The organism is Flavobacterium sp. AC274 (assembly GCF_979258275.1).
In genome coordinates this window covers 3383362-3396315 of the sequence record NZ_OZ409852.1, presented here as the reverse complement: position 1 = coordinate 3396315, position 12954 = coordinate 3383362, and the positions used below count along the sequence as shown (strand labels likewise).

The window sequence follows — 12954 nt, the reverse complement described above, 5'->3', positions numbered from 1 at the left end:
AATTGTTTTTTAAGACTTCGTTGTTAACATTTGTTACTTCTGTTAATAAAACGTATTATATTATTGAATTTCAATTAATTAAATACTATTACTTACAGTAAAATCGAATGTTTTTTGATCTTAACTATCTGATTTACTATTGTAAAATTGCTTATTTCATTTATTATGATTACATTTGTAAACATTACTTTTTAAATATAGAATTTACAATGGTAAACATCGATGATTTTGTAAAAAGGCTCGAAATAATACTTGATTATTATGCTTTAAACGCCTCTTCTTTTGCTGATAAAATTGGTGTGCAGCGATCTAGTATGTCTCACCTGCTTTCTGGTAGAAACAAACCAAGTCTTGATTTTGTTCTTAAAATTTTGGATGTTTTTCCAGATGTAGACTTGTATTGGATTTTAAATGGCAAAGGAAGTTTTCCTAAAAATGAGGAAGAAACTGTAAATTCTAAAATTGAAAATACCGTTGAAACAGAAAAACCTTCTGCCCCTATTCCATATAATGAAAATGAAGTTTCGAAAGATTTATTTTCAGGAATGAATAAAAAAGAGGAAAGTCAGGAAAAAAGATATTTTTCAGAATCTAAAAACTCAAATCTAAATTTAGAAGAAGGTGAAATCGAAAAAATTGTATTTTTTTATAAAAACGGAACATTTAAGGTATATAACCCATAATCTAAATTTTCGCGTATTTTAAAAATTTTTAATTTTTTTTCAAATAAGGGATTCTCACGGAATCAAAAAAACAAACTAAAATTTAGATTTGAACACCATTCTCCGGAATTTTTCCTAAGACTCCTGTAAAATGTAATTTCAAAATTTCAAGATCGGCTTCATAATTCCCAGTTGGCTGAAGAGGTTTTCCAAAATTCACTTCTTTCTTTCCCCAGTTAAAAGTTACCGGAACAATGGGTACATTTGCTTTAAGAGCAATATAGTAAAATCCGGTTTTAATTTCCTTCACTCCTTTTCGGGTTCCCTCTGGAGCAACAGCAAGACGAAAAACTTCTTTTCTGTTAAAAATAGCAGCAATAGAATCCACCTTATTTAAACCACCGGTGCGATCTAAAGGTTCTCCACCCATATATTTAAAATAATAACCAAACGGAAAAGTAAACAATTCCTTCTTTCCTACCCAGTTCATTTGCAGTCCGGAGATTCCGCGGGTTAAAACTCCCAAATAAAAATCATGATTGCTTGTATGAGGCATAACCATCAAGACACATTTTTTTACTTCAGCATTTTCGATACCCACTATTTTCCAGCCCATTAGCTTAAAAAAAGGAATTTGTATAATTTTTTCTTCATTAAAGTCAATTATTTCGTGCAAATTAAAAGATTTTAATGGTAAATTTGAGTTAAAGCGCAATAAAATGATTCAAAAAATATTCAGTTATCTTATCCCTATAAAAATATTCAAAAAAATCAGCCAGAAGCAAAGTGATCGAAGTTACCTGGGCAAATGGCGAATTAGTTTTAGATTCTGAAAACACCAATTATTCTTATGGAAGTCTGCAGCGTATATTAAGGTACGGATTACGAAATATTGGTTATGAAACCATTCTTAAGATGGAACATATTTTGCTGTTGGGCGTTGCCGGCGGAAGTGTTATAAAAACTCTCGTAGACGAAGTTGAATATAAAGGTAAAATTACCGGAGTCGAAATTGACCCTGATATGATTCAGATCGCCAATCAATATTTTAATCTTGACCAAATCAAACAACTCGAAATTATTATCGACGATGCTTTTGAATTTGTTTTAAAAACCAAAGACAAATATGACTTGATTATTATTGATGTTTTTGAAGATATAAAAATGCCCAATTTTTTATTTGAAAGTTTTTTTGCAAACCGTGTTTTTTCATTATTAAAAAACAAAGGAGTTGTCCTTTTTAACACCATGATTTTGGATGAAGCACATAATGTTAGAAATAGAAAGTATATTTCAGAAATAAATAGTAAATTGTTTTCCTCAAAAATGTTGCCTCGTGTGGAGGTTCATAACGAATTAATTATCATCGAAAAAGTCGCCTAATTTGCTATTTTATGAAGACCTTAGTTTCTATTTTAAAATCCTTGCCGCCTACTAAAGTTATTGATTCAAGTATAGATTTCTCAAAATATGTAGCATTAGATTTATCAGTTACCAACAAAGGACTAGTCGAAAGTAAACCTTTGACTGCCGCTGATTTTGAAAATTTTATAACCAATTATTTAAAAAAGAATAATGCCGAAATAGCTTTTGGCGGTTATATTGAAGGACGGAACTTATATCAAAGAAGTACTATTTTTAAAAATGAAAATCTTCCCGAACGTAATATCCATATAGGTTTGGATTTATGGGGGAAAGTTGGAACATCCATTCTGGCTCCGCTTGATGGTAAAATTCACAGTTTTAAAAATAATGAAGGTTTTGGTGATTATGGCCCCACTATTATTTTGGAACATGAAATTGAAAATGAAAAATTTTATACTTTATATGGACATTTATCGTTAGAAAGTATAGAAAACATTACCGTTGGGACAGTTTTTAAAAAAGGAGATCGTTTGGCAACCTTTGGAAATTCTACAGTTAATGGAGATTATGCACCTCATTTGCATTTTCAGATTATAAATAATATTGAAAATTATTACGGTGATTATCCAGGAGTTTGTAATATAAACGACTTAAACTTTTATATTGAAAACTGTCCCGACCCTAACTTATTATTAAAAATAACATAAATAGTTATGAAGAAAGCAGGATTGATTATATGTTTGTTATTGCTAATTGGTTGTAAATCGAAAACCATAAGCAGAGACACCGAAGATTTAAAAATTAAAAAAGTTGTTTCGGCTGAAATTAGTTCGGCACAGCAACAAAAAGCGTATGATTTGGGTAAACGGGTTTTAGAAACCTGCAACACATCAAAATTTAAACCTTTTAACGAAACCGAAGTCACACAATCTGTAATGGAAAACACGACAGAAGAACGTTTGACAAAAACCTGCCAAAAGTTTCGACAATATTATGGCAGTTTTATTGATTTGAAATTGGATGGTGTTTACAAAACAAAACAAGAAACAATTTATCGCTATCATGCATTATACACCAAAAAAGTGGCAAACAAAGAATTGCGTGTTTTTGTAAATGAAGATAATTTAGTTTCTGCTATAAAATCAATGGATTGGGATGAAAAATTCGAATCTCAAATAACAGACTAAAAATTAACTTATGAATTTAAAATTCCCTCTTTTTGTGTTATTGTTTCTTTCGACTTTGGTCAATGCTCAGGAAACCATGATTGTAAATGGCTCTAAACCTTTTTCGGCAACACAAAATTATACTTTTATCTGCGAAAAATACGCCTACACCGGAGAAGCCAATGTTCAGATTGCAAAAACAGAAAAAGGAGGAATTTTAAAATTAACAATTGCTACAGCAAACGACAAGGCCCGAATTGCCGGAGGAGTTTATGTAGATTTGGCAAACGCCGATGTAATAGCCTGTGTTGACAAAAATGTAAAAGAATATGCCGATGGCAAAACGATTTCCTATTATTATTTTACACCGGCAGAAATGAACAAGCTTAAAAATACTGATATAAAAGGAATTAGGTTTATCATTACCGGAAACTCAAATACCTTTGGCAATCAAACCGGATATTTTACAGCGGTAAACAAAACCAATTATTTTTCTACAGCTTTCGACCAATCAAAAAAAACATTCAATACAGCAAAAGAAATTAGCGTTTTATAAAGATTTTTTCTTCTAATAAATCTTATATTTATGCCCTAAATGAATTTTATGAACCCAAACGAAAACTTAATCACCAAATTCTACACAGCTTTTGCCAACGCCGATTATAAAACAATGAGTGAATGCTATCATCCAAAAATTCATTTCATTGACCCCGCTTTTGGCTTACTAAAAGAAGAGCAGGTTTCTTCCATGTGGCAAATGTTACTTTTAAAAAGTAAAGGCAATTTAAAAATTGAGTTCTCAAATGTTAAGGCTGATGATTTTACAGGATCGGCAAATTGGGTTGCAACTTACAATTTTAGTAAAACCAACCGAAATGTTATTAATAAAATTTCTGCCGAATTTATTTTTCAAGATGGTTTGATTATTAAACACACAGATAATTTTGATGTTTGGAAATGGTCAAAACAAGCTTTCGGAATTAAAGGACTTTTACTGGGCTGGACAGGTTTTTTTCAGGATAAAGTAAAAGAGCAAGCCTTATTATCACTCAAAAAATTTCAGCAGGCAAAATAATTTTGATAATATTATTTAATATAAAAACCCGACTTGTTTTGAAAAACTTGTCGGGTTTGTTTTTTTAGAAGCAGAAATATCAAATTTTCAAGACTACCTGTCCCGCTTTCGCCTATATCTTTGTTCGTTCCTCTCAAAGGATACCGGCTCTATCGGGGCTAGATTAGAAATTTTGTAATTCATTAGAAATTTATTTTAAAAAAATCCCTACACATTATTTCATTTATAAATCTTCACAACATTTATCGAAATATTTACCGCAATATTTTATTGGCAACGTATATCGTAGAGACGCACAGCAGTGCGTCTAACACATTGTTCTGGTCAATTAAATATAGTAAATTGAAACGTACACGCACTACTGTGCGTCTCTATGGTAAATCTTTGCAAAAAAATTATGATTTAAACCACTTTTCTACCAATTCATCTTCAAATGAATTTGCATTTTTATGGATAAATTCGTTTGAATTTTTTCATAAGAATAATCTAAAGCCCAGGTTTCATGGTTTTCAGCCAATTCTTTTATGCTATCACAAACAAATTTAATTTCTTCATCAGTAGTAGTTGGGTGAATAGACATTCTGATCCATCCCGGTTTTTTGATCAAATCACCAATCGTAATTTCGTTCACCAATTTATTTGAAGTTTCCTGATCTACGTGAAGTAAAAAGTGACCGTAAGTTCCGGCACAGCTGCATCCTCCTCTGGTTTGAATTCCGAATTTGTCATTCAATAATTTTACACCTAAATTAAAATGTAAATTTTCAATAAAAAAAGAAACAACACCCAAACGATTTTTATGTTGGCCAGCCAGAATTTTGATATTTTCAACAGATCCTAATTCGCTAAAAACATAATCAACAATTTCATGTTCACGCTGTAAAATGTTTTCAATTCCCATTTCTTCCTTCAGCTCAATTGCCAAAGCAGTTTTTATAACCTGCAAGAAACCCGGAGTTCCGCCATCTTCACGATCTTCAATATTGTCAACATATTTATGTTCGCCCCATGGATTTGTCCAGCTTACAGTTCCCCCACCCGGACAATCGGGAATCATGTTATTGTATAATTTTTTATTAAAAATCAAAACACCCGAAGTTCCCGGTCCACCTAAAAATTTATGTGGCGAAAAGAAAATCGCGTCTAGATAAGCTTCAGGATCAGCAGGATGCATATCAATTTCTACATAAGGTCCTGAACAGGCAAAATCTACAAAACAAACTCCATTATGTTTATGCATCAATTTTGCCGCTTCATGAAAAGGAGTTTTCAAACCTGTAACATTTGAGCATGAAGTAATCGAAGCGATTTTAATTGTTCTATCAGTATATTTTTCTAACAATTGCTCAAGATTATCCAGGCAAAAAAGTCCTTTTTCGCAAGAAGGAATAATTTCAACATCTGCAATTGTCTCTAACCATGATGTTTGATTAGAATGATGCTCCATATGTGAAATGAAAACAACAGGTTTTTTTTCGGCAGGAACTGTAATAAAATCCTTTAAGTTTTCTGGAATTTTTAAACCCAGAATACGCTGGAATTTATTGATAACGCCCGTCATTCCTGTTCCATCCGTAATCAAAACATCATCCTGATTTGCATTAGTATGACGCTTGATAATATGTCTGGCATGATGATACGCTTTTGTCATGGCAGTACCTGACACAGTAGTTTCTGTATGTGTGTTTGCTACAAAAGGCCCGAATTCATTAAGAAGTTTCTCTTCAATTGGGCGATATAATCTTCCACTTGCAGTCCAATCAGTATAAATAATCTGTTTTTTACCGTATGGAGACATAAATTCCTGATTTATTCCAACAATATTTTTTCTAAAATCCTGAAAATATGTTTCTAAGCTGATGGTATTATTTTTGCTATTCATTATTTTGCCTGAGTTTGATTGCAAATATATTGCTTTTTTATAGAATTGTGAATTTATCAATTATAAACTTCAAACATTAAATAACCTTTTAGTATCTTTAATTAAATAGTCTTTTTTTGAATAAATTATCATAATATTCTATCGGATTAATAGGGCATATAAAACTTTAACTATAACATTTATGGGAAATTTATCAGTAGCCACTTTTGGTGGAGGATGTTTTTGGTGTATAGAAGCTGTGATTCAGCGTTTAAAAGGAATAGAATCTTTAAAATCGGGATATTCAGGAGGATTTATTAAAAATCCGCCATATCGAGAAGTTTGTACTGGCAGAACCGGTCATGCCGAAGTCATACAAGTTACATTTGATCCTGACATAATTTCATATCATGATTTGATTTTTATATTTATGACAAGTCATGATCCAACAACATTGAACCGTCAGGGAGCAGATGTTGGTACACAATACCGTTCTGTAATTTTGTATCATGATGCAGAACAAAAAGCAATTGCCGAACAGGTTTTTGAAGAAGTAAAAGGCTTTTATGATGATCCAATTGTATCGCAATTAGTTGAATTTGAGGTTTTTTACGAAGCCGAAGAAGATCATCAAAATTATTACAATAACAATCAGGATGCACGTTACTGCCAAATAGTAATTGATCCGAAAATACAAAAACTAAAAAAATGTACGCTAAACAATTAGCAGACTAAATAAAAGTTTTGTAAAAAAATTAAATGATTAAAACATTTAATTTTAGAATTAACCATTAAGAAATTAAGAAAAATTAAGTCATACTCTTAATATAACTTAATCTCTTAATGGTAAAAAAACGCAAATGAAAAATTTAAAAATAAATAATCGGTTTACAGATGAATTACCCGCAGATCCGGATGAAACAAATGAAATTCGCCAGGTTAAAAATGCGTTATTCTCATACGTAAATCCAACAAAACCTACTGAACCAAAACTAATTCATGCCTCTGAAGAAGTTGCTGAATTGGTTGGAATTTCTGTAGATGAAATTCTGTCAGAAGCCTTTTTGAATGCATTTTCAGGAAAAGAAATTTTGCCGGAAACAAAACCTTACGCCATGTGTTATGCCGGACATCAATTCGGGAACTGGGCTGGACAATTGGGTGATGGACGTGCGATTAATCTAACTGAAGTTGAACATAATAACGAGTTTTTTACCCTTCAGTTAAAAGGTGCAGGAAAAACTCCATATTCCAGAACCGCTGATGGTTTGGCTGTTTTACGCTCTTCGATAAGAGAATATTTATGTGCCGAAGCCATGCATTATTTGGGAGTTCCCACTACCCGATCACTATCGCTAATGTTGTCTGGAGATCAGGTTTTGCGTGATATATTATACAACGGAAACCCTGCTTACGAAAAAGGTGCCATTGTTTGTCGTGTTGCTCCGTCTTTTATTCGTTTTGGAAGTTTTGAAATGCTTACAGCCCGAAATGAACTTAAAAATTTAAAGCAATTTGTTGAATATAATATCAAACATTATTTTCCGGAAATTACAGGCGAGCCAAAGGAACAATATTTACAATTTTTCAAAAAAGTTGCAGATACCACCCGTGAAATGATTTTGCATTGGCAGCGTGTTGGTTTTGTGCATGGTGTAATGAATACCGATAATATGTCAATTCACGGAATCACAATTGATTACGGCCCGTATGGCTGGCTAGAAAATTATGATCCAAACTGGACACCAAATACAACTGATAGTCAAAACAGAAGATATCGTTTTGGCAATCAGCCTCAGGTTGCTCAATGGAATTTGTATCAATTGGCTAATGCACTTTATCCTTTAATCAATGAAGCAGAACCTTTAGAAAAGATTTTAGAAACATACATAAATGATTTTGAATCTGATTATAAAACAATGTTTTTAAGTAAATTAGGAATCTTTACTTCAACTGAAACTGGCGATAAATTAGTTACCGCTTTAGAAACTGTTTTACAATTATCTGAAACTGATATGACGATCTTTTTAGAAATTTAAATAAAATTAAAAAAGAAGATTCTGTAGAAAATGCTATTGAAAAAATTCAGGATGCTTTTTACATTCCTGAAGAAATTTCAGCAGACATTTTAGAATCCTGGAAAAAATGGTTTTCAGTTTACCTCGAAAGATTAAACAGTGAAACATTATCTGATCAAGATCGTGCACAAAAAATGAATACAATTAATCCAAAATATGTACTGCGAAATTATATGGCACAATTGGCCATCGATGCTGCAGATCAGGAAGATTATTCGTTGATAAATGAATTGTACTTGCTATTGCAAAAACCATATGATGAACAGCCGGAATTAGAAAAGTGGTTCGCAAAACGACCAGATTGGGCACGCTCAAAAGTGGGTTGTTCTATGCTTTCTTGTAGTTCTTAAAAGTTTTTTGCCACAGATTAAAAAGATTTAGATTTAAAAAATAGCCACGAATTCACGAATGATTGCGTTTAATATTTCAAACAAATTTGTGAATTCATGGCGAAAAAATAATCCTTAGAATCTTTTAATCTGTGGTAACTTTTTTTACTTCGAAGTAATATAATCCACAATCATATTCGCATGAATGCGGGAGTTTTCGATAAACCATTTATGCGTCTGCATTCCACCGCAAACTACTCCTGCCAAAAATAAACCTTCAACATTTGTTTCCATAGTTTCGGGATTATAAGTTGGTATTTTTAGCTCATCATTAGAAAGCTGAATACCCATTTTTTCAAGAAAAGTCAAATCTGGTTTATATCCCGTTAAAGCAAGAACAAAATCATTTTCAATAGTAACTTTACCGTTTGGAGTTTCTATTTCAACTTCATTTTTCCTGATTTCAGTAATATTCGATTGAAAATAGGCTTTTATACTTCCTTCATCAATTCGATTTTCGATATCTGGTTTTACCCAATATTTTACACGATTATTGATTTCATTTTTGCGAATCACCATCGTTACATTAGCTCCTTTTCGCCAACATTCTAAAGCAGCATCAACAGATGAATTATTGGCGCCAACAACCAGAATATTTCTAAAAGCATATTCGTGAGCTTCCTTATAATAATGTCTAACTTTGGACAATTCCTCGCCTTTTACTTTCATTTCTATCGGAATATCGTAAAAACCTGTAGCGATAACAACATTCTTGGCTTCATAGGATTTTTTGTCAGAAGTTATTTTGAAAACCGAATTCTCTTGTTTTTCAACACTAATTACTTCTTCAAACAAATTAATGGAAAAATTAAAATAGCGATGAATGTTTCGATAATATTCTAAAGCTTCCTGACGACCGGGTTTTGGTGCAAGGCAATTAAAAGGGATATTTCCAATTTCAAGTCGCTCGGCCGTTGAAAAAAAGTCATGTACAACGGATAATTGAAAATACTATTTACAATTGCACCCTTTTCAATAATTAAATAACGTAAGTTTTTCTTTTGAGCTTCAATTGCGCAGGCTAATCCAATTGGGCCGCCTCCAACAATTATCAAATCGTATTCTGTCATAAATCTATTATTTTTCCCAATCTTTAAAGGGATTTTTGCTCAAATAAGCATTGTAATATCTTTTATCATTAGTAACTTCTTCTCCAAGCCACTCCGGTTTTTCAAAAGATTCTGTTTCTGATTCCAATTCAATTTCAGCCATTACCAAACCTTCATTTTCTCCATAAAATTCATCTACTTCAAAAACATGTTTTCCGGCTTTTATTTCAAAACGTGTCTTTTCGATTTTACCTTTTTCGCATAATTTTAGGAGTTCCAGCGCTTCATCAAGCGGAATTTCATTTTCCCACTCAAAGCGCGACATTCCACCGTGATGCCCAATTCCTTTTATTGTAATAAATCCCTTAGCTCCCTTTATTCGCACGCGCACCGTTCTTTCGGGAAGTGAACTCAAATAACCTTGTGCAATTTTATTTTGAGTAAAAGCCTGTTCTTTAAAATCATTTGATTTTACAAGAAACTTTCTTTCTATTTCAATCATTTTAACTCCAAATTAAATTTTTACTGCAAGTTACTCATTTTAATTCAGTTTGAAATTGCATTTTATCAATACATTCTAATCAATTTAATCCTGTAATCATCTCAAAAATAGAATGTTATATTTTAAATAACTGATTACTAAAGCATTTTGTATTTATTTTTTTGTTAATTTTGATAGGATCTAAACTTCATTACTATGTCTAAAAAAGCACTTTATCTATTAGGCATTGCTATAACAATTATTTTAGGCACTTTTTTATACCTTAAATTTTGTTGCAATTGCAGTATGAAAACGCCAACTGTTGCTGTCGAAAAAACACCCGTAGCCGCCAATGATACTACTATGGTTCGTTTTATTCTTAATGGTTCCGGAATTGATTTTCGCACCGGTGATAACCTTAAATTCCTTAAAAACAGTGCTGCATTAATCACTCCCGTTAGTGATTCTATTGGAATTGGAATTGAAAATCTTAAAACATTTTTAGCTTCAAATTCAAAACAAAAAGTAATAATTACAGGTTATGCTATTTCTGATGAAACCAACAACTCCACTTTTGAAAATCTCGGGCTCGCAAGAGCAAATGAGGTTAAAAATTATTTTGTTTCTAAAGGTTTAACGGCAAGTCAGTTTGATACAAAAGGGGAAATTATTAAGAATTGGAAAATGATTTCTGATACTCTTATTGGTCCTGTAGAATATAATTTTCCTGCTTTAGATACCACTACGGTTGTTAATAATGAATGGAATACTTTAAAAGAAAAAATCAATTCTGATCCTTTGATTCTACATTTCAACACCAATAAAGCAAGTGATAATTTAAACGCGGTTGAAAAACAAAAAGTAACTGATATTTTGAAATACCTGAAAAATGTTAAAGACGCTACGGTTTTAATTGTGGGGCATTCTGATAATGTTGGAAACCGTGATGCAAATGTAATTTTGGGACAAAAACGTGCTGATTTTTCTAAAAATTATCTGGTAAAAAATGGAATTGATGCCGAACGCATTACAACCGAATCGAAAGGTCCTGATGAGCCAATTGGAGAAAATACAACTGCCGAAGGCAAAGCCAATAACAGAAGAACTGTAATAACGATCAAATAATAATCAAAAATATACTATTATGAATATACCTTGTATTTTAATACCTGTGCTAGTGGGATTAATCTGTGGAATTTTAGGTTACTTACTAGGGAAAATGAATTCAAAAGGAGATGGTTCTCTTGCAGCTGATTTACAAGCCGATTTGGATGCATGCAAAGCACATACAAAAAGCCTGAATACCAGAATTTCAGCTCTGGAAGCCGATTTGGCGGTAAAACTATCCACATCACAAACAACTCAATCATTTGCAGCCAGTACAACTCCGGTTTTTCTTTTTGATCAGGATTTGGCGGCATCGGTTTGCAATAAAAAAATAGAAGAGAATGATTTGAAAATTGTAGAAGGAATCGGACCAAAAATTGAAACTCTTATGAATGCCGCCGGAATCAATACATGGCAAGAATTATCAGAAGCATCTACCGAAAAACTACAGGCAATTCTAGATGCAGGAGGAGAAAATTATGCGATTCACAATCCTAGTACGTGGGCAAAACAAGCTTTACTTGCCTATGAAGGGAAATGGCAGGATCTGAAAGATTTACAGGAAAACCTAATGGGAGGAAAAGAATAAAAACCAAATATTGATTAAACCTTAAAAACTGGTCAAAAGCCAGTTTTTTTTATGCTTTCTCAAGAAAACCAGAATCCCAGTTTTTAGCCTTATTATACCATAATTGACCATTAGAAACTTCAAGCGGGCAATCAATATTATTATTGTAAAGTGCGCCTGTTCCTAAACCTTGCGGCATTTTTGAATTTTGCAGAAAAGTCCATTGTGCAATGGCGTTTAACCCAATGTTACTTTCTAATGCTGATGTAATCCACCAACCAATATTATATTTATCTGCTAATGTTATCCATTCTTGTGTTCCTCTAAAACCTCCAACAAAACTTGGTTTTAGAATGATATATTGCGGTTTAATTTCCTGCAGTAATTTTTCTTTTTCTTCGAATGAAAAAACGCCTATTAATTCTTCGTCTAATGCAATTGGAAAAGGTGTTGTTTCACACAAGTCTTTCATCGCTTTAATATTGCCTTTTTTTATAGGCTGTTCAATACTATGTAGTTGAAATTGATTTAGTTGATTTAATTTATTTAAAGCTTCATTTAAAGCAAAAGCTCCATTGGCATCAACACGAATTTCTATTTGTTCTGCAGAAAAATGACTTCTTATAAACTGTAATAATCCCAACTCTTTCTGAAAATCGATTGCTCCAATTTTCAATTTTATACAATTAAAACCATCTGCTAATTTCTCTTCAATTTGCTCTTTCATGAAAGAAGCCTCTCCCATCCAAACCAATCCGTTTATGGTAATTGATTGAGTAGTATTGGTAAAATCTGAAGGAAATAATAAATACGGATTTTCACTTTTAAGGGATAAAAAAGCCATTTCAATTCCAAATTGTATAGACGGAAATTCTAATAAAGCTTCCCAAAGTGCCGTTTCTCCTAAATGAACATTCTGGCATGCCCAATTTAGTTTTTCTTCATAATCATCACGATCATCAGCACTTAAACCGCGCAAAATACCACACTCGCCTATTCCTTTTTTACCGTCTTTTTCAAGAACAATAAACCAGGTTTCTTTTTCTGTCATAATGCCACGCGACGTTCCCGACGGGCGTTTGAATTCGAGCATGTATTTGTGGTAAGTTGCTTTCAAGTTGGTATGTTTTTAAACCATATAAGTTATATAAGT

At 32.3% G+C, this 12954-nt stretch carries 11 protein-coding genes and 4 pseudogenes; 10 read left to right on the top strand and 5 right to left on the bottom strand.

Features of this window, described 5'->3' with window-relative positions; translation table 11 throughout:
• Nucleotides 1-209: 209 nt before the first annotated feature.
• Complete coding sequence (locus ACZZZT_RS15105) at nucleotides 210-683, top strand: helix-turn-helix transcriptional regulator (protein ID WP_042566944.1); 474 nt, start codon at nucleotides 210-212, stop codon at nucleotides 681-683.
• Between the two features lie 82 nt (nucleotides 684-765).
• Here ACZZZT_RS15105 and ACZZZT_RS15100 read toward each other — a convergent pair whose 3' ends face one another.
• Complete coding sequence (locus ACZZZT_RS15100) at nucleotides 766-1338, bottom strand: 1-acyl-sn-glycerol-3-phosphate acyltransferase (RefSeq protein ID WP_463461001.1); 573 nt, start codon at nucleotides 1336-1338, stop codon at nucleotides 766-768.
• Between the two features lie 43 nt (nucleotides 1339-1381).
• On the opposite strand from ACZZZT_RS15100, the pseudogene ACZZZT_RS15095 reads away from it, so the two are divergent.
• The 5 genes and pseudogenes from ACZZZT_RS15095 to ACZZZT_RS15075 all read left to right on the top strand — a co-directional run bounded on the left by ACZZZT_RS15095 (nucleotide 1382) and on the right by ACZZZT_RS15075 (nucleotide 4268).
• Nucleotides 1382-2045, top strand: a pseudogene (locus ACZZZT_RS15095) (spermidine synthase).
• An 11-nt stretch (nucleotides 2046-2056) separates the two neighbouring features.
• The gene (locus tag ACZZZT_RS15090) at nucleotides 2057-2734 is read left to right on the top strand and encodes a peptidoglycan DD-metalloendopeptidase family protein (protein WP_463461000.1); all 678 of its coding nucleotides are present in this window, start codon (nucleotides 2057-2059) and stop codon (nucleotides 2732-2734) included.
• 6 nt (nucleotides 2735-2740) lie between these two features.
• Nucleotides 2741-3214: a hypothetical protein gene (locus ACZZZT_RS15085; protein ID WP_463460999.1), complete on the top strand. Its 474-nt coding sequence runs from the start codon at nucleotides 2741-2743 to the stop codon at nucleotides 3212-3214.
• A gap of 10 nt (nucleotides 3215-3224) precedes the next feature.
• Nucleotides 3225-3749 (top strand): hypothetical protein, encoded by a 525-nt coding sequence (locus ACZZZT_RS15080; RefSeq protein ID WP_463460998.1) that lies wholly within the window; start codon nucleotides 3225-3227, stop codon nucleotides 3747-3749.
• Between the two features lie 48 nt (nucleotides 3750-3797).
• Complete coding sequence (locus tag ACZZZT_RS15075; RefSeq protein ID WP_463460997.1) at nucleotides 3798-4268, top strand: nuclear transport factor 2 family protein; 471 nt, start codon at nucleotides 3798-3800, stop codon at nucleotides 4266-4268.
• 395 nt (nucleotides 4269-4663) lie between these two features.
• On the opposite strand, the pseudogene ACZZZT_RS15070 reads toward ACZZZT_RS15075, so the two are convergent.
• A pseudogene (locus ACZZZT_RS15070) lies at nucleotides 4664-6150 on the bottom strand (aminotransferase class V-fold PLP-dependent enzyme).
• Between the two features lie 181 nt (nucleotides 6151-6331).
• Here ACZZZT_RS15070 and msrA point away from each other — a divergent pair.
• Both msrA and ACZZZT_RS15060 read left to right on the top strand, forming a co-directional pair.
• Nucleotides 6332-6856: a peptide-methionine (S)-S-oxide reductase MsrA gene (gene msrA / locus ACZZZT_RS15065; RefSeq protein WP_463460996.1), complete on the top strand. Its 525-nt coding sequence runs from the start codon at nucleotides 6332-6334 to the stop codon at nucleotides 6854-6856.
• Between the two features lie 133 nt (nucleotides 6857-6989).
• A pseudogene (locus ACZZZT_RS15060) lies at nucleotides 6990-8557 on the top strand (protein adenylyltransferase SelO).
• A gap of 144 nt (nucleotides 8558-8701) precedes the next feature.
• On the opposite strand, the pseudogene ACZZZT_RS15055 reads toward ACZZZT_RS15060, so the two are convergent.
• Nucleotides 8702-9666, bottom strand: a pseudogene (locus ACZZZT_RS15055) (YpdA family putative bacillithiol disulfide reductase).
• Nucleotides 9667-9673: 7 nt separating this feature from the next.
• Nucleotides 9674-10147, bottom strand: coding sequence for a CYTH domain-containing protein (locus ACZZZT_RS15050; RefSeq protein ID WP_073398249.1), 474 nt, complete (start codon nucleotides 10145-10147; stop codon nucleotides 9674-9676).
• A 195-nt stretch (nucleotides 10148-10342) separates the two neighbouring features.
• Here ACZZZT_RS15050 and ACZZZT_RS15045 point away from each other — a divergent pair, with 195 nt between their 5' ends.
• Together ACZZZT_RS15045 and ACZZZT_RS15040 are read left to right on the top strand one after the other, a co-directional pair.
• Nucleotides 10343-11251: an OmpA family protein gene (locus ACZZZT_RS15045; protein WP_463460995.1), complete on the top strand. Its 909-nt coding sequence runs from the start codon at nucleotides 10343-10345 to the stop codon at nucleotides 11249-11251.
• A gap of 19 nt (nucleotides 11252-11270) precedes the next feature.
• Complete coding sequence (locus ACZZZT_RS15040) at nucleotides 11271-11822, top strand: hypothetical protein (RefSeq protein ID WP_463460994.1); 552 nt, start codon at nucleotides 11271-11273, stop codon at nucleotides 11820-11822.
• 49 nt (nucleotides 11823-11871) lie between these two features.
• On the opposite strand, the gene ACZZZT_RS15035 is transcribed toward ACZZZT_RS15040, so the two are convergent.
• Nucleotides 11872-12918: an o-succinylbenzoate synthase gene (locus ACZZZT_RS15035; RefSeq protein ID WP_463460993.1), complete on the bottom strand. Its 1047-nt coding sequence runs from the start codon at nucleotides 12916-12918 to the stop codon at nucleotides 11872-11874.
• Nucleotides 12919-12954 lie beyond the last annotated feature (36 nt).